Below are 24,727 nucleotides of genomic sequence, written 5' to 3'. Positions count from 1 at the left end.
ATGTGTATAGTGTTTCATAACGTTCTGATATGTAGGAGTTGAAGTTTGAAATGCAACACGGCACATCTTACTCTTCAACTCATTCTTTTAAAACGTTGCACTTCTTATTTGAATCTAGGGCGAATAATAAAAGTGTAAAGGCAATTTAAGAAATTTCTCGTTTAAGTGTTTGATAAGGCTATGTTTTAATCACCATTACTTCATTATTCCATTTTGGCAATAACATACGCATATTCATCATTAAACATAATAAGCTGGCGCTGTTAGCATACTTGCATCATTTAATAAATATCATCTATCAGACACCTTTGAGGGATTTATGAAAGACGCAGCAAGCTATCAACAAAGAAGTAAAACACTTAACGTCTTGAGCATTGCAGGCGTTGCATTGACCTTGGGTCTTGCGGGGTGTAGCAATAACGAAAAGACAGAAACGACTGCTAATGCTGAAGGCACGCCAGCTGCCGCAGAAGGACAAAACATCGAACTGCTAAACGTCTCTTATGATGTGGCACGTGATTTTTATAAAGACTACAACCCATTATTCGTTGAGCACTATAAAAGCGAGAATCCTAACAGCAATATCTTAATCAAGCAATCGCACGGCGGCTCAAGTAAGCAAGCCCTGTCGGTGGCTAATGGTTTACAAGCCGATGTGGCGACCATGAACCAAGGCTCTGATATCGAATTACTTGAGGAAAAAGGCTTGGTTGAGGCTGATTGGGAAAGCAAATTCCCAGACAACGCCGTACCTTTCACCAGTACTATCGTATTTTTGGTGCGTAAAGACAATCCAAAAGGTATTAATGATTGGCAAGATTTGACCAAAGAAGGCGTTGAGATTGTCATGGCCAACCCAAAAGTCACGGGTAATGGTCGTTATGCCTTTTTAGGCGCTTATGGTTATGGTTTGCATGCCTTTAATAAAGATGAAACTAAGGCCAAAAACTACGTCAAAGACATGCTGAAAAACGTCAAAGTCTATGAGAATGGCGGACGTGCAGCGACGACGACGTTTGTTCAGCGCGGTATCGGTGATGTCTTGGTCACCTTTGAAAACGAAGCCAACTTGGCTGCCAAAGATTTTGGTGCAGGGCAAGTCGATATTGTTTATCCAAAATACTCTATCAAGTCTGAAAGCCCAGTCGCTGTTGTGAAAACCGTGACTGACAAAAAGGGCACCTCCGATGCGGCAAAAGCCTATCTTGATTACTTATGGAGCGAGCCTGCACAGCAATTGGCAGCTAACTTATATCTTCGCCCAAGCGTGAAGAGTGTGCTTGATAAAAACAGCGATAAGTTGCCACCTATCGATACTTTCCGTCCAAACGATGCCTTTGGTACGTGGGATGAAATCATGAGCACTTACTTTAGCGATGGCGGCGTGTTCGATCAGTTAGCCATTAATGCACCAAAGTAAGCCGCTAGTACGCTGACTGATTGTGCTATTTAGAAATTTTCTTAAATAGCATTTAAACCGTCAGTTTTACCATAACGTCCAAGCACCTAAAGGACATGGCTACCCACGCTATGTCCTTTATCGCTTACACAGACCCATAATAAATACATTAAATACATCTGATAGCACGTGGTGCTTACAAGCAGAAAATAAGCGCCAGCAGTTAGGCAATAGGACATCACTATGAGTGCAACAACTTCTCCTGCCAGCAAACCCATCAAGAAAGGGTGGCTGACGCGCTTGCGTCAACGCAATGTGCTACCAGGGTTTGGGCTAAGCATGGGCATCACCGTCTTTAGCTTATCGTTACTGGTGGTGCTACCGTTTGCCATGATGGCCTATACCACGACACAAATGGGCTGGACGGGTTTTTGGGAAACCATTACTCAGCCGCAAGTCACTGCTGCTATCAAACTCAGTTTATGGATGTCGTTTTTGGCGATGCTAACCAACATGGTGTTTGGTACGCTGGTCGCTTGGGTGCTGGTGCGCTATGAATTTTGGGGTAAGTCGCTGATTAATGCCTTGGTTGATTTGCCATTTGCACTACCGACAGCGGTTACCGGTATCTCGCTTGCGACTCTTTATGCACCCAATGGTTTAATCGGCCAGTGGTTTGCCAAATTTGACATCCAAGTCGCCTTTACGCCACTCGGTATTTGGCTCGCTTTAGTGGTCGTCAGCTTTCCGTTTATCGTCCGTGCGGTGCAGCCAGTGCTTGCAGAATTGTCCGTTGAATTCGAAGAAGCGGCGGCGGTATTGGGTGCCAATCGTTTAACGACCTTTCGTAAGGTAATTTTGCCAGAGCTATTGCCGGCTTTACTGATGGGTGCGGGTATGATGTTTGCCCGTGCCACTGGCGAGTATGGCTCGGTGATTTTTATTGCTGGTAATATTCCGATGCAGTCTGAGATTTTACCTTTAATCATTATTAGTAAGCTTGAGCAGTTTGATGTGCAAGGCGCATCCGCTGTCGCACTTTTTATGCTACTGATTTCGTTTGTAATTTTATTGACCATTAACATCGTACAGTGGAAGCTGTCGCGCCGCGTAGGAGCCCGCTAATGCAAATTTCTAATAGCTACGACTACCAAAGCAATCCAGCGACCAAAGACACGCCGTGGATACGCCGTACTTTTATCGGTATCGCCGTACTGTTTATGGTGGCGATGTTGGTGGTGCCACTTTTAGCAGTGTTCTATGAAGCCTTTAAAAACGGTTGGCAGCTTTATATAGCTTCCCTGGTTGACCCTGAAGCTTTGCAGGCAATTAAATTAACTTTAATTACTGCCGCTATCGTGTTGCCGATTAATATGGTGATGGGTATTGCAATAGCTTGGCTTGTGACCCGTTATCAATTTAAAGGTAAACAGCTGGTAACCACCTTGCTTGATTTACCATTTTCGGTATCTCCGGTGGTGGCAGGTTTGATGTTTGTGCTGCTATTTGGTCTAAACTCTAGCATCGGTGGCTGGCTTGAGAGCATGGGCTTTCAGGTGATTTACGCCGTACCAGGGATTATTTTAGCGACTTTATTTGTGACCTTTCCGTTTGTAGCGCGTGAGCTCATACCCTTGATGCAGACCCAAGGCGATAGTGAAGAGCAAGCGGCATTAACCTTGGGCGCTAGCGGTTGGCAGACCTTTTGGCATGTGACACTGCCTAATATCAAGTGGGCGCTGCTGTATGGTTTGATTTTGACCAATGCGCGGGCGATGGGCGAGTTTGGCGCGGTAAGCGTGGTATCTGGCCATATCCGCGGCGAAACCAACACCATGCCACTATTGGTTGAGATTGCTTATAACGATTATAACTTTACCGCCGCCTTTGCCTTATCGAGCTTACTGGCTGCCTTGGCGCTGGTAACGCTATTGATACAACAAGTGATGACCAAGCTGCAAGAGCGCAAATTCGCCAAGTCTGAGCGTTTAGCAAGTGCGCCTGAATTGCCAGTAAGTGCCAACGCTCACAATGCTAACAACGCTGGCAATGCTAGCAATACATCAAACACTAAAGACGCTAAGAAAGTGCAGGATACAGATGCCACTTTAGCGAAAAGCACAGGCAATTTATAAGCGCTATTTTACAAATCCGTCAGCAAGAAAGGCATCTGCTAAGCCAAAAATATAATAAGAGAACCCATTATGAGTATCGAGATTCGCAACGTTAATAAAAAATTCGGTAACTTTACCGCCTTAGATGATATCAATATCACCGTGCCAACAGGCAAGTTGACAACGTTGCTTGGTCCGTCAGGCTGCGGAAAAACCACCTTGCTGCGTATCATTGCAGGTTTAGAATATGCGGACTCTGGGCAGATATTATTTGATGAGCTCGATGTCACCAATACACCAGTGCAAAAGCGCCATATCGGCTTTATGTTTCAGCATTATGCGTTATTTCGCCACAAAAACATCGCCGATAATGTAGGTTTTGGCTTAACCTTGCTACCGAAGAATGAGCGCCCGAGTAAAGCGGATATCAATAAGCGCGTTGCTGAATTGCTAGACCTAGTACAGTTGCCGCAAGTTGCCAATGCTTATCCGCATCAATTATCAGGTGGTCAGCGTCAGCGTATCGCGCTGGCACGAGCCTTGGCAGTAAAGCCAAAACTACTATTACTCGATGAGCCGTTTGGCGCGCTAGATGCCAAAGTCCGTAAAGAGCTGCGCACTTGGCTAAAAAATATCCACCACGAGCTGGGTATTACGAGCATTATGGTAACCCATGACCAAGAAGAGGCGCGGGCGGTATCGGATGAGATTGTGGTGATGAATCAGGGCCGCGTCGAGCAAGTAGGGACGTCAGAGGAGCTGATTCACCAGCCAGCAAACGCCTTTGTCAGTGATTTTTTAGACCTAGTCTAATTTAGGCTTATTTATATTAAGGGCGTATTTTAAAACAACGCTTAAAAACGAAGCTTAAAAACAAAAAAGACCTATCAATGAGAGGTCTTTTTTATGTGCTCAATTATTTGTCGTTAGACTTTCTCAACCTGCTTTTTTTGACATTAAGCAGGCTTTGGCATATTGATGTCTTTAGTTGATATTTGCTTATAGGTGATTTCTAAAATATCTTGGCACCATTCTGGCAAATCATCAGACACCTCGTACCACATCCACGTCCCATCACGAACACAGCTTAAAATGCCCAGTTTTTTCAAATGATTTAAATGACGCGAGATGGTCGGCTGCGGCTGATCGAGTATTTCTACCAATTCACCAACACAGCGCGACTCTTTATTAAATAAGATTTGAAAAATCTTTAAGCGCGTTGGGTCAGACAAGACTTTAAATAACTCAAGCGGCTGTATCGTAGAATTATTATTAGACATAGAACAATTCCAATATAGATTTAATTAATAGGGGGTCAATATAACAGCAGTTAACGGTAAAATCGATTAAAAAATGAGCAGATTTACAGTTCGTCGCCATTTTACTACCTTTGGTACTTTGTGGTTACACCTAAGACTGTATTCAGTTACATGGATAAAGTTAGGGTAATATATCTTTTAGCCGTACCTAATATGACGGATAAATATACCAAATACTATTGTAAATGGTAATAATTATCGTTATTATAAAGCATAACCAGCTAGATATTTATAGTAGGAGCCGCACATGTACGTATGTATCTGTAACGACGTCAAAGACAAACAAATCAAAGCTGCCATTGCTTCAGGCATTGACACATTAGAGGGGTTAAAAGACACCCTTGATGTAGCGACGTGCTGTGGCTGCTGCGAACCTATGGTCAACGACTTTCTTGACGAACATCATGCCAAGCTTGATGCGTTGGCCTACGCAGTTTAAGAGACAGTTTAAGCATTTGCCTGTTTCCACTTCTATTGCCAATCCGCTCAAATCACGTTTCTGCTTTCCCTCTATCTGTAGTGTTTTAGCCGCTAATTCGCCTTTATCCGCGTTCAAATCGTCTTTTTAGGGTTATTTATGGTTAAAAGCCATCACTATAAAAGACGATAAGTAACTCAAAAGGCTGGTGCGGCTATCCCTTATTTCTGTTTACCTTTATAAATTGCCTTTATAGGTCGCCTCTTAAGATTACTCGCTAAACGCTATTGGTGTAAGCGAGTTAATTATAATTCTCAATTAGCATCTTATTCTTAGTTCATATCGTTACAAGCGCTACGGCGTGCCTATGCTACTATATCTGCCTAACTTTGTAAGACGTTTGATGGGTTTTAATCTTTACTGATTAGTTTACGAATGGTACTTTAACTATATCTATTATTGTGAATGTATTGGTAGGCAAATAAAAACATAGGAGTATGAGTCATGATAGGCAGCCAAAAGGTCATTGATTATTTAAATTTTTTATTAGGTGGCGAGCTTGCGGCTCGTGATCAGTACTTCATTCATTCTGAGATGTATGCAGAATGGCATTACGGTAAATTATACGACCGTATCCACCATGAGATGCAAGATGAAACGCAGCACGCGCAGGCTATTATCCGCCGTATCTTAATGTTAAGCGGTACGCCGAAGATGCGCGTCAATGAGATTAATATTGGCGCAACGGTACCTGAAATGCTGCAATTGGACCTGGACTTAGAATATCAAGTACAGCAGCATCTAAAAGACGGTATTGCGCTTTGTGAAGCAGAGCACGATTATGTGACGCGTGAGATGTTGGTTGAGCAGCTCAAAGACACCGAAGAAGATCATGCCCATTGGTTAGAGCAGCAGCTGCGCCTGATTGATATGGTTGGTCTGCCCAATTATTTACAAAGCCAGATGGCGGAAGTGTCTCCTGATATTGTTTAGTATTTTATATATTAAGCAGTTTTCACGAATATTAAATTGATAAATGAGTAAGCAGGACAGGGAGAACAGCATGAAAGGGGATAAAGAAGTTATTCGCGCACTCAATCAAGTGCTCGGTCAGTCATTAATCGCCATCAATCAGTATTTTTTGCACGCCCGTATTGCCCGCCATTGGGGATTAGAGGCATTAAACGAAAATTTCTATAAGCAATCTATTGCAGAGATGAAATGGTCGGATGATCTTATTGCGCGTATTTTATTGTTAGGCGGTCTGCCAAACCTGCAAGATTACGGCAAAATGTTCATCGCAGAAGATGTGCCTGAAATGATTGACTGCAACTTGCGCTTAGAAAAGCAGAAGTTTTCTATCATAACGGATGCAATTACCTTGTGTGAGAGCAAGCGCGACTATGTTTCGCGTCATTTATTGGTTATCTTAAAAGACGGCAATGAAGAGTATCAAGACTGGCTTGAAACCCAAGAGGACTTGATTAAAGACGTTGGCATTGAAAATTATATTCAGTCACAAATGGATGATGACCACACGCCTTAAAGTTATAAGAATTGCCGTTACTTGCCAGCGTATCCTAAGATAAGTTTTAGATTAACTGATTTTAGGTTACGCTGGCGTTTTTATATTTAATGCTTTTTTAATGTTTGTTACTTTTAGAGATAAGTATCTTTCAATACCAATAACTTAATATAAGCCACGACCGTCTTCAGGTTTGAGACGTAAAAAGTATAAACCTGAAAGGATGGTTAATATACCCAGTATCCAATAGGTGGTCTGAAAGGCGACCAAGGTATCAAGCTCGAAGCGCTCCCGCAGTAGATTCAAGACCGCCGCCCCAAAAGCGATGCCAAAGCTAATCGCCAATTGCTGATTGACCGCCATTAAGCTGTTACCGCTACTGGTCTGCGCGCCCTCTAAATCACCGATAGTAATGGTATTCATGGCACTAAACTGCATGGAATTACAGGCACCCATGACGGTCAAAATAGGGATAAACCAAATCCAATTTGCCGCATCATTAAACTGCGCTAAGACAATAATAAGCAGGCCTATCAAAAAGGTATTGGCCACCAACACCTTGCGGTAGCTAAAACGCTGAATAATTTTACTGACCCAAGGCTTAATACCGATTGCACCAACGGCAATAGGTGCAAGCAGCCAACCCGCTTGTGACGGTGAGTATTCAAACACCACCTGTAGTAATAGCGGCAATAAAAAAGGCACGGCGCTGATGCCTAAACGGGTGAATAAGTTGCCAGTAATACCGATACGAAAAGTGCGAATATTAAATAAACTTAGTGGAAATAATGGCGCTGCACGGCGTTTGGCATGCCACACATACGCGCCTATCAAGATGCTGGCGCCGAGTGCGAGTAGCAAACCGTAAAACCCACGCCCAGTCTGTGAGCCAAACTCGACCGCCAAAGTAAATCCGCAAGCGGCGGCAGCAAATAAAGCAAAACCCGTCCAGTCTAAACGCTTGGTGTCCTCAAACAAAGCAGGTACCAGCTTTTTACCCATGATAAAACCAAATATACCCATCGGGATATTGATGAGAAATATCCAATGCCAGCTGGTATATTGCACGATATAACCGCCCAATACTGGTCCAACTAGGGGCGCGATTAACGCGGGTATCACCGCAAAGTTCATCACGGTTAATAGCTTATTACGCGGATAAGATTTGACCAATATGAGACGCGCCACAGGGGTCATCATCGCGCCGCCAATACCTTGGATGACGCGCGAACCAATCAATAAATTCAACGTTGGGGAGGCGGCACACAATAGTGAGCCGATACAAAAGATGATTACAGCATATAAAAACACCCGCCGCGTGCCATATTTATCAGCCAAAAAGCCGCTTATAGGAATAAAAATCGCCAAGGTTAGCGCATAGCTAATAACCGCCCACTGCATTTTTAATGGTGACTCGCCAAGGGCTTGCGCCATTTGCGGCAAAGAGGTGTTTAAGATGGTAGCATCTAAAATCTGCATAAATAGCGCCACCGCCAAGACATAGGGTAGGTATTTATCTTGCGTTGGGGTTAGGGTTACCATATTGTCATCACCATGTCTTTTGACCTCATCTTTTGACTTCTGTTGTTAAGCCTATCTCTAAAAAGCTGTTAAGTTGGGCTAGTATAAAAATAACCGCCTATGAGTTAAAGAGTAGCAAAGTAACGGTGTAAGCTCATTCATAAGAAGTGTGTTCTCAAACGCTTTGATACTCGTGCTCGTTACTTTTAAAAATGGGTTACAAGACAGGGCTTTAACTAAAGATTTGCTATAGTAGAATTATCATATAGGACGACGTGAGACTAATATAAATCTTTTGCCGCCTCAGTCTCGCTTTGGCTCTGTTTTATACAAAAAAAAATAGGAATTATTATGAGTAGTGACAATCATCAATCAAACAATGACGAAAATAATGACACTCAAAACAACCATACCAAAGCCTATACGCCGCCTAAAGTATGGAAAAACGACAGCGAAAATGGTGGTAAGTTCGCCAGTATCAATCGCCCAACAGCTGGCGCGCGCCATGAGCAAAAATTACCGGTCGGCGATGCACCTTTACAGCTGTATTCACTAAATACCCCGAATGGCGTCAAGGTAAATATCTTGTTAGAGGAGCTTGCCGAGCTGAATGTTAAAGGCGCTGAGTACGACGCCTACAAAATAGATATCTCTGCGGGCGATCAATTTGGCTCAGGGTTTGTCGCTATCAACCCCAATTCTAAAATCCCGGCGCTGGTTGATTATACTGATGCTTTAAATGATAAAAATGCTGGCGAGCCTATTGCGCTTTTTGAGTCGGGGGCTATTTTATTATATTTAGCGGAAAAGTTTGGCAAATTTATCCCGATGCAGCAAGGTAAAGCGCGCGCAGATTGTCTGTCTTGGCTGATGTGGCAGATGGGTAGTGCGCCGTTTTTAGGTGGCGGTTTTGGGCATTTCTACGCCTATGCGCCCGAACCGCTAGAGTATCCTATCAATCGCTATACGATGGAGACCAAACGCCAGCTTGATGTGCTAGATAGGCACCTCAAAGACCACGAGTATATGTGCGGTAATGATGAGGCGGACTATAATATCGCTGATATGATTATCTGGGCGTGGTACGGTCAGCTGGTGCTGGGCAAGCTTTATGATGCGGCAGAATTTCTACAAGTAGATGATTACAAAAACATCAAACGTTGGGCACAAAAAATCGCCGACCGTCCAGCGGTAAAACGCGCCGTAGATTTAGAATTAAAGCCTATTGTTTAAAGATTTAACTTTATCAGTTTATATTTAAATAGTCGTAGCAAAACATAAGTTTTCATAAAAAGGTTAATAAGCCATTGCTTGTTAACCTTTTGCTTTTTTAATATCCGTTATTCCAAATATATTTATCGGTATATCGCTCTTTGACTATACTTTCGTCTTTACATAATGGTACATTAGCATAACAGATAGAAACATTATTACGTTAAGATAGTAGCCACCGCCTTCTTGGGCAGGTGTTGATATTTCTTCTATTAATGAGTAATGACTATGAAGAATAATAAAACTCAGCCTATACTACTACCTCTATTCAACGAGATGGTTTTTCTACCTTTACCATTCACTCGTCAATCCCCAAGCGCATGTAGTCTGCTAACAGACAATGCTCCTAGCAAAAACAACCCGCATAGAAAAAACATTTTGATAAAAATAAAAAAGTTGCCTTTATTCATGACAAAAAAAATGATACTACCGTTATTTGCTGCCCTTAGCGCCGCTTTATTGAGTTCCGTGACGCAGGCTGCCACGCCTGTAAGCTTTAGTAATCAAGATTGGGAAGTCGCTTGCGACAATACCCGTACTTGCCGGCTGGCAGGTTACCAAGCGGAGAATAATAGCGATTTACCTGTGTCTTTACTATTGGTACGCCGCGCAGGAGCAAATGCTATCGTCGACGGCAAAGTAAAGCTTGGCGGCGCTAAAGAAAGCTCTGCTAAAGCGCTGATGCAGCTTGGTAATCGCCATCGTATCTCACTGTTTATTAATGATAGAGATTATGGAGAAACCAAGCCTTACTCAGTAGCCGCAGGTCATGCCGAGCTAACCTCAACGCAGGTGAGTGCGCTGCTTGATGCCTTGACCAAATCGAGCAAAATTGAGCTGGTGATTCGTAACACGCGCTGGCAGTTATCGGATAAAGGGGCCAGTGCCGTGATGCTCAAAGCCGACGAGGCTCAAGGCCGGGTAGGGACTTCAAGCGCTTTTATTAGCAATAACACCAGTAAATCTAATAGCGGCATCTTGTCGCCGCAAGCCGCTCCTTCATTACGACTGGTCACTCCTAATCCTAACGCCCTCTCTAGTAGTAAGAAAAAATTTGCCATGCGCTCATCGCAGTTGGCAGAGATGATGAAAACCACCATGAAAGATGTCAACACTGAATGTCCAAACTTAGCGGATAAGACAGCGTGGCGCGTCAGCCGTTTAAACAGTAAGCAGCTGCTCGCCCAGCATGATTGTTGGACGGGCGCTTATAACACGGGTACGGGTGTTTGGGTATTCAATGACACTAAGCCTTATAAGCCGAGCTTGGTGACGACAAGCGCGACCGATTATAGCGATGGTAAAATAACCTCGGTGCAAAAAGGCCGCGGGCTTGGGGACTGCCTAACTAAAAGTGAGTGGATCTGGACAGGCAGAGCGTTTGAGAAAAGTCATGAAAGCACCACAGGTATGTGCCGGCTGATAGAGGCGGGCGGCGCTTGGCAATTGCCAACCTATGTGACGGAAGTGAAAATGTCGCGTTAATAGCGCGTATGTTAGAAATTATTGTATTAAAGATAAAAGCGTTGAAGCGGCTGTATTAAAGACTGGCGCAGCGGCTTTTTAGCCTAAATTGTTTGAGATATGACCTATTTTTACCATAAACAGAAAAATAGGTACTGTTTGCGCTTATGTTGTGCTATACTGCGTCGCCACGTTAGCATAGACTAGCGTGAATTATGAGATTGATAACATCGCCTGCGATTTTGGGTCTAGGATGACCATAAGTAATTGTTGCCGATGATTTTGTGTACTTAAATAACCTTTTCTATTAATAGTGAAAAATCCGTTATTTTTGACTCATATCTTATCTACTGACCGCTATATCGGTTAGATTGGTTGTTACCAGCCTTTATCTGCTTTGGACAAAGCATTGATAATGCGCTTTTAGCAAACAAGGATAAGACACTCGGCACTACCACCAAAATACGTCAGACAGCACGAACGCCTTTATAATATTGACAAGCTTTATGGCTTGGCTTTTGATTGTTAAGCCTTTTTAAGGTGAGACAATAATTTTATAAATGCGGCGTGATGAACGGTTATCAGTGGTATGCATCAAGCTTGCTGAATTTACAGCAGCTTATACTTACCAAGGATTACTATGACTGACATCTTATCTGCTATCGCCGCTGAAAACGGCATCATCGACAGCACTGATACCCCAAACACCACTGCAACTGCTGATACCAATAATCAAGCGGCTACTACTGACGCTGCTGAAGAAAATAAAATCACTTTTAGCGACCTTGATATTGCCAAGCCAATTTTGACCGCGCTTGACCGCGTTGGCTATACCAACCCAACACCTATTCAAGAACAAGCCATTCCTTTTGCTCTAGCGGGTCGCGACTTATTATTGTCAGCGCAAACCGGTAGTGGTAAAACTGCGGCATTTGTTATCCCAGTACTTGACCGTTTAAGCCGTGCCACTAGCTTTGACAAATTAACCAAAGCCCTTATCTTAACGCCAACGCGTGAGCTTGCTCAGCAAGTACATGACAGCGTTCGTACCTATTCAAAAGACATGCGCGGTCTGTTCTGTGTGCCATTAGTCGGCGGCGCACCGTACAACGGTCAGATTACTGCGCTAAGAAAAGGCGTTCAAGTGATTGTTGCGACGCCTGGTCGTTTACTTGACCATATCAAAGCCGGTCGCGTTGATTTATCAAACCTTGAAGTGTTGGTACTTGACGAAGCTGACCGTATGCTAGACATGGGTTTTGCTGATGATATCAACGATATCTTGAAAGCGGCACCTGATAATCGTCAAACGATTATGTGTTCAGCGACTTGGGATGGCCCTGTTGGCAAGATTGCGGCGAGCTTCACCAAAAATCCTGAGCGCGTTTCAATCAAAGTTGAATCGGCGCATATCGAAGAAAAAGTATACTACTGTGATGATTTTGATCACAAAAACCGTTTGCTTGATAAAGTTGTTTGTGACAAAGATATGGAACAAATCATTATCTTTGCAGCGACCAAACGTAGTACAGAAAAATTGGCCAAACAGCTGCAAGAAGCTGGTCATAAAGCCAGTTTCCTACATGGCGATTTGCCGCAAAGCAAGCGTAACCGTATCGTACAAGACTTACGTAATGGCAAGGTTAAAATCCTAGTAGCGACCGACGTTGCTGCTCGCGGTCTAGACGTACCAGCGATTTCACACGTTATTAACTATGACTTGCCACGTCAAACCGAAGATTACGTCCACCGTATCGGTCGTTGTGGCCGTGCTGGTCGTACTGGTATTGCTATCAGCTTATGTAGCATGGATGATCGTCCACAGCTAAACGCTATCAACCGTTACTTAGATCGCAAAATGGAAGTCTGTGTTATCGAAGGTATGGAACCTAAGAAGACTTATGTACCAAGCGAAAACAAAGGTAATGGTCGTGGCCGTGGTCGCGGACGCTCTAACGGCGGCGGTAACGGTCAAGGCCGTGGTCGTTCAGCAGGCGGTTATGCAGGTCGTTCAAACGGCGGCGGTAATGGTCAAGGCCGTGGTCGCTCAAGCGACAGCGCGCCGACTGGTCAACGCGCAAGCAATGACAGCGGTTACCAAGGCAAGCCAAGTGAGCGCTCAGGTGGCAAACCCTATCAAGGCAAACGCACAGGCGCGCCTAGCCGTGGTGACGGCACCAGCGCACCACGTGGCGATCGCGCTGCAACCGGTCGCGGTCGTCCAAGTGGCAGCCAAGGTCGCCCAGCAAATCGCTCTGACAGCCGTGGTCAAGGTCGTCCAACAGGCGGTAATCGCGGTAGAAACTCGTAATAACGTTATAATGAATGGTTAATAATGGCTTAAATAAATGTCATTATTAATCATATAGCGTCATATTAAAAAGCCAGATACTTGTTATCTGGCTTTTTTGTGCGTCAAAATACTTGTATGTTTCACTAATAAAAAGTCAACAATGCTATATCGTTGCTTGCGCGTCTTTTTCGCCTTGTCTATACTGACAGGCTTTTAATCATCGTGTGCTGCGGAGCTGTCTGATGCCCGATATTTCTCATTTAGCCATTGATAATTTGCCGTTAGCCTTTGGCATTATCATGGCCATTATTGGTTTGGTGTTTTATACCCAAGGGCTGCCTGGTAAGTTTTGGCGCCGCTTTTATGCCGTACTGCCGGGTATTGTGCTGTGCTGCTTTATTCCCGCCACCCTAAATAGCTTGGGCGTCTTTGCTGATGGTATTGGTTCGCAGATTTATGGCTTTACCGCCACCTATCTGTTGCCAGCCAGTTTGCTATTGATGACGTTGTCGATGGATGTGCCAAAAATCTTAGGGCTTGGCTGGAAAGCCATTGCGATGTTTTTTGCGGCCAGTGTTGCTATTGTCATTAGTGGGCCGATTAGTTTGGGTATTGCCAAATGGATTTCGCCTGAGATGTTTACCGACGATACCTTATGGCGCGGGTTTTCAGCGGTCGCGGGTAGCTGGATTGGCGGGGCAGCAAACCAAGCGGCGATGAAAGAGCTGTTTGGCGTCAGTGATGATTTATTTGGCATGATGATTTTGGTCGATACCACCAATGCCTCATTATGGCTATTGGCGATTTTGATCATGGCCAAGCACAGCGCGAAGATAGATAAGTTTTTACGGGCGGATAGCAGTAGTATTGATAAAGTGATTGCTGCGGTGGAAAGCTATGAGCGAGACCATGCGCGTCCTGCCACTATCAATGATTTGATGGTGATGTTTGGCTTGTGTTTTGCCATGGTCGGGGTGGCGCATTTCGCAGGTGGGCAAATAGCAGGCTTCTTTGCACCTTATAGTTGGGCAGTGCAATATAGCTTTGCCAGCTCATTCTTTTGGATGGTGGTGATTATTACCTTAATAGGGGTAGTTTTCTCCTTTACCAAAATCCGCCGCCTTGACCATGTTGGCGCCTCCAAAATCGGTACGGTCTTTATCTTTGTCTTAATCGCGGCTATTGGTATGCAAATCAATCTAGCGGGCATTGTCTCGCAATGGCGCTTACTACTCATTGGTCTGTTATGGATGAGTATTCACGTTGTGATTGTTTTTGCGGTTGCTAGAATGATTCGTGCGCCATTCTTCTTTTTGGCAGTTGGTTCTAATGCCAATACTGGCGGCGCGTCATCAGCACCGATTGTCGCTACGGCATTTCACCCGTCACTGGCGCCAGTTGGCGTGTTCTTGGGTATTTTAGGCTATGCCGTGGGTACTTTTGGCGGTTATATCAGTACGCAAATGATGCGGCTGGTGGTGGGGTGATAGCACTTAACTAAATGCTGGCGTGTTTGGATTTTTCAGGTTTTAATACGCATTACCTCATCGATATCATTATCAGGACAGACCAATATGCCAACACGCCAGCCTGACGCCATTGACTTTAAAAACCCTCTAGGATAGGCACATGACCCCAATCCACATTGCTTTAGCCGTATTGGTTACCTTTATATGGGGCGTGAACTTTACCTTTATTGCCTGGGCGCTTGAAAGCTTTCCGCCTCTGATGTTAACCGCGCTACGTTTTTTCTTTACTGCCGTGCCGTTGGTTTTGTTCCTTAAACCGCCTAAGTTCAACCGTACACTATTTATTTATGCTATCGGCACCTTTGTCATGCAATATGCCTTTGTATTTACCGCCATGCATTTAGGCGCTTCGGCAGGGTTGACGGCGTTATTATTACAAGTTCAGATTTTCATCACCGTCTTGCTAGCGTATATCATATTAGGTGAAGCGGTGAGTCGCATGCAGATTATCGGTATGTTGGTCGGCGTACTAGGACTGGGTGTGATTGCGCTAAATCTCGGCGGTGATATGCCCTTGGTTGGCTTTATCTGCATATTGATTGCGGCTATAGGCTGGAGCTTTGGTAATATTGCTTCAAAACAGGCCTCAACGCAGCAAAGTATTGGTAATATTTCTACTACCTCGCCTGCAAATAGCAACAAAGCTTCAAATAAAACATCGGCCCTGTCAGCGCTATCACTAGTCGTATGGGGCGGTCTGATTGCTTGTGTAGTTTTGACTTTAACTTCTCTCCTATTTGAAAATGAGGCATGGACGCTTGCGACATTTACGCAAGCGTCTTTCAAGTCTTGGTTATCGCTTGGATTTATCGTCTATGTCTCAACCCTGATTGGTTTTGGACTTTGGGCGCATCTGCTTAGTCAAAATATCGCCTCTAAGGTAATGCCATTTGCCCTCTTAGTGCCCGTGTTTGGGATGGCGACTTCAGTGTTGTTTACAGGAGAGGTGGTCACATGGTGGAAGATGCTAGCGATGATGCTTATCTTATCTGGACTGGTATTGGCTAATGTGAAGATAGGTCTAGGCAGGAAGTCTGCTCACGTATAGTAGTAAATAACTTATAGCTTCCTATAGGGTTAGTAAGAATAGACAAAAAGGGCAGTGCATCACATATGAGGCATTGCTCTTTTTTTATGCTAAACGCTTTATATTCCACTACGATAACCGTGAAAACAGGCTGCTTATCGTTACATCTGTACACTCACAGTCAAAAACTCTGCACGCACAGTCCATCTATTTGACCAAAACCTCGCTATAGTGAAAAAGCTTGATCATTAGGATAGATGATAAGCCAGATAAAGCGCACGCTGAAGGATAAGGATAAATGGTCATATAGACCGGAATATTCTTTTATTTCGCCTATATAAATGCGCTTGTTCTGACCCAAATTTCTCGACAAGGAGTCTTTTATGAGCAACGCTCACCCTTCTATAGATCCCATTACCTTGTCTGTCGTACGTGGCGCCCTAGAAACGGCGCAGCGTGAGATGACAACCACCTTAGAAAAAACCGCTCGTTCGAGTGTCTTTAACTTAGCTCATGACTATAGTAATGCGCTGTTTGATCATTTGCCTGAGATGATTTTGCAAGGGCAAGACATTCCCATTCATTTAGGCTCACTGATGCCCGCCATGAAAGCCGTCGCCGAATATTATGGTGATGACATTCATGAAGGCGATGTCATTTATCATAACGACCCTGTGATGATGGGCAGCCATATCCTAGATTGCTGTATGTATAAGCCGGTGTTTTATAAAGGTGAGCTGGTCTTTTGGACGGTCTGTAAAGGTCATGTCACTGATATCGGTGGCCCTGTACCAGCCGGCTATAACCCTGATGCCAAAGAGATATATGCCGAAGGCTTACGCATTCCGCCCATTAAGCTTTGGGAAAAAGGCGTCAAACGCCATGACGTCATTAATTTGCTGCACAGCAATATGCGCTCACGCCGTAATCAAGAAGGCGATCTCAATGCCCAGTACGGCGCGTGCGCGGTCGGCGAGCGTAATATGATTGCGCTGCTAGACAAATATGGCATTGAGACGGTACGTGGCGCGATTGAAGAGCTAAAGAGCATGGCTGACCATCATATGCGCTCGTTAATCTCGTCTATCCCAGATGGCGATTATCATGGCGAGGCGGTATTAGAAGACTCAGGTCATGGCTTGGGTGATATGACCATCAGCGCCGACATTGTCATCAAAGACAGCGATGTACATATTAAAATCACCAGTCCGCCGCAAGTCCCTTATTTTATCAACTCTTATGCTGGTAACTCGATGTCTGGGGTATTGCTTGGGCTAATGATGTTTGCCCAAGTAGAGCCGCCGTATAACGAAGGTTTATACCGCTGCGTTACCGTTGATTTGGGTGAGCATGGCACCTTATGTAATGCCAGAGAACCGGCGCCGCATGTTAACTGTACAACCACACCGATGGAAACCTTAACCGATGCGGTACGTATGGCATTTGAAGCAGCAGCACCTGAGCGCGTTACCGCGTCTTGGGGGCATTCATCAGGGATTAATATTGCTGGTATCGACCCAAAAACTGGCGAGCAATACGTCACCATGATTTTGGCGTCTATTATTTCAGGCGCAGGCGCCACCCAGCAGATGGATGGCTGGCACGCTTGTGGGCCATTGAGCTGCTTTGGCGCGCTGAGTTCGGGAGATATTGAGCTGTTAGAGTACCAGTATCCTATTTTAATCCATAAATATGGCTTGGCAGAAGACAGTGGCGGCGCAGGCGAGTACCGCGGCGGTTGTGGTACGGTTTGGGAAGTTGAGCCATTAGACCATACTATGACGGTTATTGCCTTTGGCGAAGGTCGCCAGCATCCTACTATGGGCGCCGGCGGCGCGGAACAAATCTCACCTGAGCTCAAAGTTGGGCGTCTAGAGATACTACATAAAGACGGGCAAACGGACTTATATAGAAAAAACACCGTTACGGAAATCACGCCGGGTGAACGCGCGCGCAATATCAACCCGGGTGGCGGCGGTTACGGCAGCTCATTTGATCGCGATATTCAAGCGGTCATCAAGGATGTAAAAGAAAGGATTATCTCAATCTCTGCGGCAAAGATTGAATACGGTGTGGTACTTGACCCAGAAACTTTGACGCTAAATGAAGCTGAGACTGAGTACTTACGCCGCCAGATAACCGCATAAAACACACATTGAACTTTCATGATTGAGTTAAGGATGACTTATGAACAACGATTTTCGTATTGGCGTTGATGCTGGCGGGACTTTTACAGATTTTGTCTTGGCAGAAAAAACCGGTGACATTCATCTGTTTAAAGCGCCATCGACCCCAGAAGACGGCACCTTAGCCATTGCCAATGGTCTACAGCAAATTGCCAACAAATTTAACCGTCCTATCGAGGACATCATTCAAGCCTGCGATTTGTGCATTAATGGTACGACGGTTGCACTGAACGCACTGATTCAGATGACAGGCGTAAAAGTGGGCTTGCTATGTACCAAAGGGCATGAAGACAGTATCGAGATACGCTTAGGGCATAAAGAAGAAGGGCATCGCTACGATGCCAGTTACCCGCCAGCGCCGCAGATTGCTACGCGTGACCGCCGCTTTCCTATCCGTGGTCGTATCTTGGCAGACGGCACCGAACACGAGCCGTTAAATGAGCAAGATATCCTCGATGCGATTGAAGTGTTAAAACAGCAAGACGTGCAAGCGGTTGCCATCTCTTTTGTGTGGTCTATCCGTAATACCGAGCACGAACAGCGTGCCAAAGAGCTGATTGAGCAGCACATGCCGGGGGTGTTTGTCTGCTGCGGTAGTGAAGTATATCCGCAGATTAAGGAATATACGCGTACCTCAACGACATTGGTCAATGCCTATTTAAGCCCCGTTATGGCGTCTTATGTACATAAGATTGATGATTACTTTAAGGCGCTCGGCGCTGAGCAGCCTGTTCGTTACTTTCAGTCGAATGGCGGGCTTGCGGTCGGTAACATCATGCGCGAACGGGCGGTTAATGCCATCAACTCAGGACCGGCATCAGCACCGCAAGCAGGACTGTATATTGCCAGCGCCTTTGGCATTGATAACATTATCACCGTTGATATGGGCGGTACGTCTTTTGACATCACGATGGCCAAATCTGGCCGAACCAGCCTAAACCGTGATATTGATTTTTTACGCAATCGTATTGGTGTGCCGATGATTCATGTCGAAACGCTGGGCGCAGGCGGCGGCTCTATTGGTCATGTAAATAACTTTGGGATGCTCGAGGTCGGTCCACAAAGTGCTGGCGCGACCCCAGGTCCAGCTTCTTATGGTAAAGGCGGTGAGTTGCCAACGGTGACTGATGCCAATCTGGTGTTAGGCTATCTTGAGCCAGATGCGGTGCTAGGCGGCTGCGTGACTTTGGATAAAGACAAAGCGCTGCAAGCGGTACAAAAACATATCGCCGATCCATTAAAGATTGAATTGGCACATGCCGCCTTTGGTATCAGTGCCATCGTCAATCAAAACATGGCAAATGGGATTCGCCGTATTACCATTGAAAAAGGCTATGACCCTCGCGACTTTGCCCTTATCTGTGCCGGCGGCGCAGGTGGTATGCATATTGTTGATTTGGCAGAAGAGATGGGGATTGGTACTATCTTGATACCAAAGATTGCCTCATGTCTCTGCGCCTTTGGTCAAATCATCTCTGATATTAAATATAACTATCTTGCCACGCAGATGATGATTATTGCGCCAGATTCAGAGCTACAGTCGCTTAATGCCACCTTACACGAGCTAGAAAGCCTAGGCGTACAAAAGCTGCTAGAAGATGGCTTTGTAGAAGATGATATCATCATTGAGCGTACTATGGAGATGCGTTACGTCGGGCAGGTGCATGAGTGTAATGTGCTGATACCCAATGGCAAGCTTGATGCCGATAGCGTGCAAACGATTTTGGAAGCCTTCCATCACCGTCATAAAGAGCTCTATACTTATGATGAGCGTGACAATAAGGTCGAGCTGGTCAATATCGAAGTCGCTGTCATCGGTAAAATCAGTAAGCCCAAGCTACCAGAGCTTGCTAAGCAACAAGGTGATGTCAGTCAAGCGCAAGTCGGTAGCCGTGAGATGATCATGGATCAAGAATACGAATGGATTGATACGCCTATTTATAATGGTGAGGAATTTGGTGCAGGAGCATTGATTGCAGGTCCGGCGCTTATTCAAGAGCCAACCACCACGATTGTGATTAAAAAAGGCTGGCGAGCAAAATTGCATGAAACGGGCACTTATAAGCTGACCAAAGCGGCTTAGCTTACTGTTCTTTTATCACTATAACCTTATAAACTTCCCATCAGGCATTAAATCTCATTTAATGCCTGATTTTGTTTTTTATATCATATTTAGTAGGTATCATATTTAGAAATCCAGTCGTCATACAGGTATGATATAAAGGAGAACGACATTTTATTAGCTGGCATGATACCTAAATGCCTATCAATTTTGTGATAGCTATTTTTACACACAGAGTATTCAAGGATGAATGCAAAATTACCTCCTTCCTTATGGTTACCTTCAACGCCTCCGATAAGCGCTCCTCAAACGTTAGACGCGTTTGATTGGAAGCGCACCATCAATGACACCTATTTTGATCTCAATGTCAGCTTTCGCCAACCAAGTCAGTTTTCTGGTTACTTGCAACACGCCAAGCTTTTGGATATCGGCGTATCGCATTATCATGCCAATACCGTATATTATAAACGCAGCTTAGCAAGCAATCAGTCTAGTCACGGCAACAGTAATAACCGTAGCGACGACAGTATTTTAATCACCTTTCCTGTTACTGGTAGCGTTCGTTTTGCGCAAAAAAACCGCCAATTAATCTCAAACCCGGGTCAGTTTTTTATTGAATTATCAAACTTACCTTACGAGTTTTATCATCTGCAAGAAGTATCGTTATATGTGATTAAAGTGCCATTAGCGCTATTAAGCCCGCAAATGGGTACGATAGAGCGGCAGTTTGCCCGTAGCCTGTCTATTGATGAAGGGGCTGGCAGGTTGCTGGTTTTTCAAATCAGACAGATATTAGAGCTGATTCAGCAGCATAGATTGGCGGCTTTAGAGATTAAAATCCTAGAGCAGCAGCTGCTTAACCTTATTGTATTGACATTGAGCGCCCCGAAAGAGGTGATGATGAGTAGCAGCTCGTCCATACAGTCGGTACACCTAAAGCGCATCGAGCATTACGTCTATTTGCACCTAGAAAACCCTGCTTTGACTCCAGCAATGGTCGCTGCTGCTTGTCATATATCGGTCAGATACTTGCATAAGCTGTTTGCTGAGTTGCCCTATAGTTTTTCAGAATGGGTAAAAGAGCTACGTTTAAAGCAGGCCAATCATATTTTAAAAACCAAAAGCTATGTAACCATCGATGAAGTGGCGCATAGGGTCGGTTATGGCGACCAAGGTTACTTTTCACGCATTTATAAGAAGCATTTCGGTTATACGCCGCGAGATACTCCAAGCACAGGATAGTCATTGTTATGTACTCTGTCATGCAGTCGCTGTATGATTTATGACTTGAGCATAAGCGCGTATATTAAGTTAAGGAAAAACCAAGATGACTGATGCGACGAATGATAAAACAGCAAAAGTAGAGATATATGAAAGCGCTGATGGAGAGGCGCAGGTAGACGTTCGCTTTGAACAAGAGACTGTTTGGCTCACGCAAGCACAAATGACCGAGCTGTTTGGTCGTGACCAATCGGTGATTTCGCGTCATATTGCCAATGCTATAAACGATGAAGAGATCGCTGAAAAAAGCAATATGCAAAAAATGCATATTGCAAATTCTGATCGCCCTGTGACGTTTTATGACTTAGATGTGGTTATCTCAGTGGGCTATCGCATCAAGTCCCCTCAAGGTGTGCAGTTTAGACGCTGGGCAACGCAGCGCTTACGTGAATACTTGGTCCAAGGCTATACGCTCAATCAAGAGCGCTTTGATAAAAACTCAAGCGAGCTACAACAAGCATTAAATTTGATCAGAAAAACCGCGCAAAGTCCTGAGCTGAAAACCGATGAAGGTCGCGGCTTGGTTGAGATTATCAGTCGTTATACACAGACGTTCTTATGGTTACAGCGCTATGATGAAGGTTTACTTGATAATCCTGCAGGACAAGATGGCGGTATCTTACCCAGTCCAACTGAGGCAATGGCAGCGCTGACGGATTTGAAAGCGCAGCTGATAGATAGAGGTGAGGCGACTGAGCTATTTGCCAAGCCTCGCGGTGATGGGTTGGACAGTGTACTGGGTAATTTAGAGCAGACGGTGTTTGGCGCGCCTGCGTACCCGACCATCGAGAGTAAAGCGGCGCATCTGCTGTACTTTATGGTCAAAAACCATCCCTTTACCGATGGCAATAAACGCAGCGGCGCTTTTTTGTTTGTAGATTTTCTGCATCGGAATAATCGACTGCTTAATGATAAAGGTGATATGGTCATCAATAACACAGGCCTTGCTGCATTAACCTTGTTGGTTGCCGAGTCTGACCCCAACCAAAAAGAAACCTTGATTAAATTGATTATGAATATGCTGTCCTTAGAGTCTTGATAAACAGGTTTATTATCAACAAAATTTAACCCCTTAAAAATACATAACGCCAATAATAAAAAGCAGATTCAACGCCAAGATTAAAGGAAACTCACTATGTTTAGCATGATAAAAGACTGGCGCGAGCAGCGCATATTAGACAACAGCGAGTTTACCCATGCTGACTGGCTGCAAGCGGCTCAGCGTATTGTGATACTTGATAGGCTAGACGAGGATGAGCTAACACGCTTGTTTGAGCTGGCGACGTTATTTTTGGCGGATAAGTCGATTACTGGCGCACAGGGTTTCGAGATTACCGATGCGGTCAAGCAATCTATCGCCTTACAAGCTTGCCTGCCTATTTTAAACCTAAGCCTTGAATGGTACGCTGGCTGGTCGGCCATTATTATTTATCCGGGTTCTTATAAAAGCGAAACCACCACCGTCGATGAGTTGGGGGTTGTCCATGAGGGCAGTCAGCACCGTAGCGGCGAAGCATGGCTGCGTGGTCCTGTTATTCTGTCGTGGAAGGATGCTAAACACTCAGGTGAGCGCGATGGTCACAACGTTGTCATTCATGAGTTTGTGCATAAGCTTGATATGCTAAATGGTCGTGCTAATGGCTTTCCGCCGCTGCAACCGGATATGGATCCTGCACGCTGGACCAAGATTATGACGCGAGATTTTGAGGATTTTCAAAACCATCATAAATCAGGTCTCGACCGTTATGGCGCGACCAATCCTGCGGAGTTTTTTGCGGTACTGAGCGAAGTGTTTTTTGAGACGCCGCAAAAGCTGATTGATGCTTATCCTGATATTTACGACATAATGGTGAAGTTTTTTCGTCAAACGCCGCTATAAATGAAAGGCGTCTTGGTAAAAGCGATTAGAAAAAAACCATACTTACGAGAATATGAATTTCATGAAAAAATTGCTAATTTTAATTTATGCTTTGCTGATAACGCATCCGGCCTATGCTATCAATGTGCCCTCACAATATCCTAAAGAGCTGCAAGAATTAGGATTATATATAGATTCAACACTCGATAAAGTCAAAAATATACCTGATAATGAATATTTTTGTTCAACTCAGTCAGCTTTTGCTTTCAATATTATGGAGATGAGACAAAAAGGGGTTGATTATAGTGACATTTATCATTTAATGAATATAAACAACAAAGCAGATTTAACGACAAAAGGCATGGATAAACTAGATAGTTATAAGGGCGTTTTTGAGGAAGCGTATGATTATCCAGTATATGAAAGTAAAGAGGATAAGGGTACTGCTACTACCTTCTATATGACCTATAAAAATCATCAATGTTTACTCAGTTTATAAGTTTTTTTACGGATTTTTCAGTCGCTAATGTCTTAATTATCCGTTTAATAGCTTAGAAAACAGATGAAAAGGGCAGTGTATTGATTTAATCACACTGCCTCTTATTATCTTTTATAGGTGTAAATATCTGTTTTTGCAGATAAAAATATTTAAACCGTCCATTGCTCATTGACGATAGCGACCAAATAGCGTTTGCCTTGGTACTCATCAAACACCAAGCGCAGGATACGCCAATCTATACCAGAGTATTGTTCTGAGCCTTTATGATAAAACTCAACAAACTCGGAATTGGGATAAACTTCCTTTAAATTATTAATCATATTACCGCTGTGCTTAAACTCATTAATGCTGATACTGGCATTGTTATAGGTATTGCCATCGACCCACGTTTCCAAGTATTCTGGGAGCGGAATCACTAACGGCTCACCAGACCCATCACGTTCACCCCAAGTAAAGCGGATTTTGGCTTGTTGTAAGTACTGCGCGAATTGCTCGCGGCTAAAGACTTTATCAGTCTCAGGGCGCACATAGGCATACATGGAAAAACGCACGCCGCGCGTCGGATGAATGTCGTTGGTAATGCGCGCAAAGTCGTTGTTCGCTAGGGCACGCTGGATACGTAAAGCTTGCTGCCTGAGCGTTTGCTGGCTCATATCGGAGATAACGGGGGCTGAGGTGTTGCCATTTTGTTGGCTGGGTATTTTGACGCTAGACTCAGCGGAAGATGAGCAGCCGGTCGTAACAAGTATGGAAGCAAAGCACGCAGCAATGGTTAATTTATACAAACCTGACTGAAAAATATTAAAACGAGATGATGACATCATAAAAATATCCTTATCGTAGCTTATTAAAATTAGAATAGCTTGAAACCTAGGTCATTACTGGTTTACATCGGTGTTCGCTTATCAGTAGCGATTATTTATCAATAGTACTCATAACTGCCCAAAGTTGATAATGTTG

21 protein-coding genes are annotated in these 24,727 nt (G+C 44.4%); 18 read left to right on the top strand and 3 right to left on the bottom strand.

Going from position 1 to position 24,727, the window contains the following annotated elements; translation table 11 throughout:
* Positions 1-319: 319 nt before the first annotated feature.
* From A7325_RS05705 to A7325_RS05690, 4 genes are all read left to right on the top strand, one after another.
* Entirely contained in the window at positions 320-1,420 is a 1,101-nt protein-coding gene (locus A7325_RS05705) for a sulfate ABC transporter substrate-binding protein (RefSeq protein ID WP_068405501.1), read from the top strand.
* A 222-nt stretch (positions 1,421-1,642) separates the two neighbouring features.
* Positions 1,643-2,524: a sulfate ABC transporter permease subunit CysT gene (cysT, locus tag A7325_RS05700; protein WP_068405497.1), complete on the top strand. Its 882-nt coding sequence runs from the start codon at positions 1,643-1,645 to the stop codon at positions 2,522-2,524.
* Positions 2,524-3,534, top strand: a complete 1,011-nt coding sequence (gene cysW, locus A7325_RS05695; protein WP_068405494.1) for a sulfate ABC transporter permease subunit CysW — start codon at positions 2,524-2,526, stop codon at positions 3,532-3,534. The genes cysT and cysW overlap by 1 nt, the downstream gene beginning before the upstream one ends.
* Before the next feature lie 69 nt (positions 3,535-3,603).
* Complete coding sequence (locus A7325_RS05690; protein ID WP_082894303.1) at positions 3,604-4,326, top strand: sulfate/molybdate ABC transporter ATP-binding protein; 723 nt, start codon at positions 3,604-3,606, stop codon at positions 4,324-4,326.
* Between the two features lie 143 nt (positions 4,327-4,469).
* Here the strand turns inward: A7325_RS05690 and A7325_RS05685 are convergent, their stop codons facing one another.
* Positions 4,470-4,793 (bottom strand): ArsR/SmtB family transcription factor, encoded by a 324-nt coding sequence (locus A7325_RS05685; RefSeq protein ID WP_068405491.1) that lies wholly within the window; start codon positions 4,791-4,793, stop codon positions 4,470-4,472.
* A gap of 286 nt (positions 4,794-5,079) precedes the next feature.
* Between A7325_RS05685 and A7325_RS05680 the strand changes: the two genes are divergently transcribed.
* From A7325_RS05680 to bfr (A7325_RS05670), 3 genes are all read left to right on the top strand, one after another.
* Positions 5,080-5,271 (top strand): (2Fe-2S)-binding protein, encoded by a 192-nt coding sequence (locus A7325_RS05680; RefSeq protein ID WP_068405488.1) that lies wholly within the window; start codon positions 5,080-5,082, stop codon positions 5,269-5,271.
* A 483-nt stretch (positions 5,272-5,754) separates the two neighbouring features.
* Positions 5,755-6,243, top strand: a complete 489-nt coding sequence (bfr, locus tag A7325_RS05675; RefSeq protein ID WP_068405485.1) for a bacterioferritin — start codon at positions 5,755-5,757, stop codon at positions 6,241-6,243.
* 70 nt (positions 6,244-6,313) lie between these two features.
* Entirely contained in the window at positions 6,314-6,796 is a 483-nt protein-coding gene (gene bfr / locus A7325_RS05670) for a bacterioferritin (RefSeq protein ID WP_068405482.1), read from the top strand.
* Positions 6,797-6,940: 144 nt separating this feature from the next.
* Here bfr (A7325_RS05670) and A7325_RS05665 read toward each other — a convergent pair whose 3' ends face one another.
* Entirely contained in the window at positions 6,941-8,317 is a 1,377-nt protein-coding gene (locus A7325_RS05665) for a DHA2 family efflux MFS transporter permease subunit (RefSeq protein ID WP_068405478.1), read from the bottom strand.
* Between the two features lie 330 nt (positions 8,318-8,647).
* Here A7325_RS05665 and yghU point away from each other — a divergent pair, with 330 nt between their 5' ends.
* The 11 genes from yghU to A7325_RS05610 all read left to right on the top strand — a co-directional run bounded on the left by yghU (position 8,648) and on the right by A7325_RS05610 (position 23,767).
* Entirely contained in the window at positions 8,648-9,529 is an 882-nt protein-coding gene (gene yghU, locus A7325_RS05660; protein ID WP_068405475.1) for a glutathione-dependent disulfide-bond oxidoreductase, read from the top strand.
* A gap of 447 nt (positions 9,530-9,976) precedes the next feature.
* The gene (locus tag A7325_RS05655; RefSeq protein ID WP_068405472.1) at positions 9,977-11,053 is read left to right on the top strand and encodes a DUF1176 domain-containing protein; all 1,077 of its coding nucleotides are present in this window, start codon (positions 9,977-9,979) and stop codon (positions 11,051-11,053) included.
* A 619-nt stretch (positions 11,054-11,672) separates the two neighbouring features.
* Positions 11,673-13,343, top strand: a complete 1,671-nt coding sequence (locus A7325_RS05650; protein ID WP_068405469.1) for a DEAD/DEAH box helicase — start codon at positions 11,673-11,675, stop codon at positions 13,341-13,343.
* 224 nt (positions 13,344-13,567) lie between these two features.
* The gene (locus tag A7325_RS05645) at positions 13,568-14,812 is read left to right on the top strand and encodes a DUF819 domain-containing protein (RefSeq protein ID WP_068405466.1); all 1,245 of its coding nucleotides are present in this window, start codon (positions 13,568-13,570) and stop codon (positions 14,810-14,812) included.
* A gap of 142 nt (positions 14,813-14,954) precedes the next feature.
* Positions 14,955-15,902: an EamA family transporter gene (locus A7325_RS05640; protein WP_068405462.1), complete on the top strand. Its 948-nt coding sequence runs from the start codon at positions 14,955-14,957 to the stop codon at positions 15,900-15,902.
* 362 nt (positions 15,903-16,264) lie between these two features.
* The gene (locus tag A7325_RS05635; RefSeq protein ID WP_068405460.1) at positions 16,265-18,028 is read left to right on the top strand and encodes a hydantoinase B/oxoprolinase family protein; all 1,764 of its coding nucleotides are present in this window, start codon (positions 16,265-16,267) and stop codon (positions 18,026-18,028) included.
* A 40-nt stretch (positions 18,029-18,068) separates the two neighbouring features.
* A complete protein-coding gene (locus A7325_RS05630) occupies positions 18,069-20,150 on the top strand; it encodes a hydantoinase/oxoprolinase family protein (protein WP_068405457.1) in 2,082 nt (693 codons plus the stop codon).
* A 225-nt stretch (positions 20,151-20,375) separates the two neighbouring features.
* On the top strand, positions 20,376-21,371 hold the full coding sequence (locus tag A7325_RS05625; RefSeq protein WP_068405454.1) for a helix-turn-helix transcriptional regulator: 996 nt from the start codon (positions 20,376-20,378) through the stop codon (positions 21,369-21,371).
* An 85-nt stretch (positions 21,372-21,456) separates the two neighbouring features.
* On the top strand, positions 21,457-22,449 hold the full coding sequence (gene rhuM, locus A7325_RS05620; protein WP_068405451.1) for a RhuM family protein: 993 nt from the start codon (positions 21,457-21,459) through the stop codon (positions 22,447-22,449).
* A 96-nt stretch (positions 22,450-22,545) separates the two neighbouring features.
* The gene (locus tag A7325_RS05615) at positions 22,546-23,289 is read left to right on the top strand and encodes a zinc-dependent peptidase (protein WP_068405449.1); all 744 of its coding nucleotides are present in this window, start codon (positions 22,546-22,548) and stop codon (positions 23,287-23,289) included.
* A gap of 61 nt (positions 23,290-23,350) precedes the next feature.
* Positions 23,351-23,767 carry a hypothetical protein gene (locus A7325_RS05610; protein ID WP_068405446.1) on the top strand — a complete coding sequence of 139 codons (417 nt, stop codon included), beginning with the start codon at positions 23,351-23,353 and terminating at the stop codon, positions 23,765-23,767.
* Between the two features lie 149 nt (positions 23,768-23,916).
* Here the strand turns inward: A7325_RS05610 and A7325_RS05605 are convergent, their stop codons facing one another.
* Complete coding sequence (locus A7325_RS05605; RefSeq protein ID WP_068405444.1) at positions 23,917-24,591, bottom strand: hypothetical protein; 675 nt, start codon at positions 24,589-24,591, stop codon at positions 23,917-23,919.
* Positions 24,592-24,727: the final 136 nt, after the last annotated feature.

Source organism: Psychrobacter sp. SHUES1, from assembly GCF_001652315.1.
Classification (GTDB): Bacteria; Pseudomonadota; Gammaproteobacteria; order Pseudomonadales; family Moraxellaceae; genus Psychrobacter; species Psychrobacter faecalis.
Note: the sequence above shows the minus strand (reverse complement) of the source record. Positions and strands in the feature narration are given on the sequence as shown.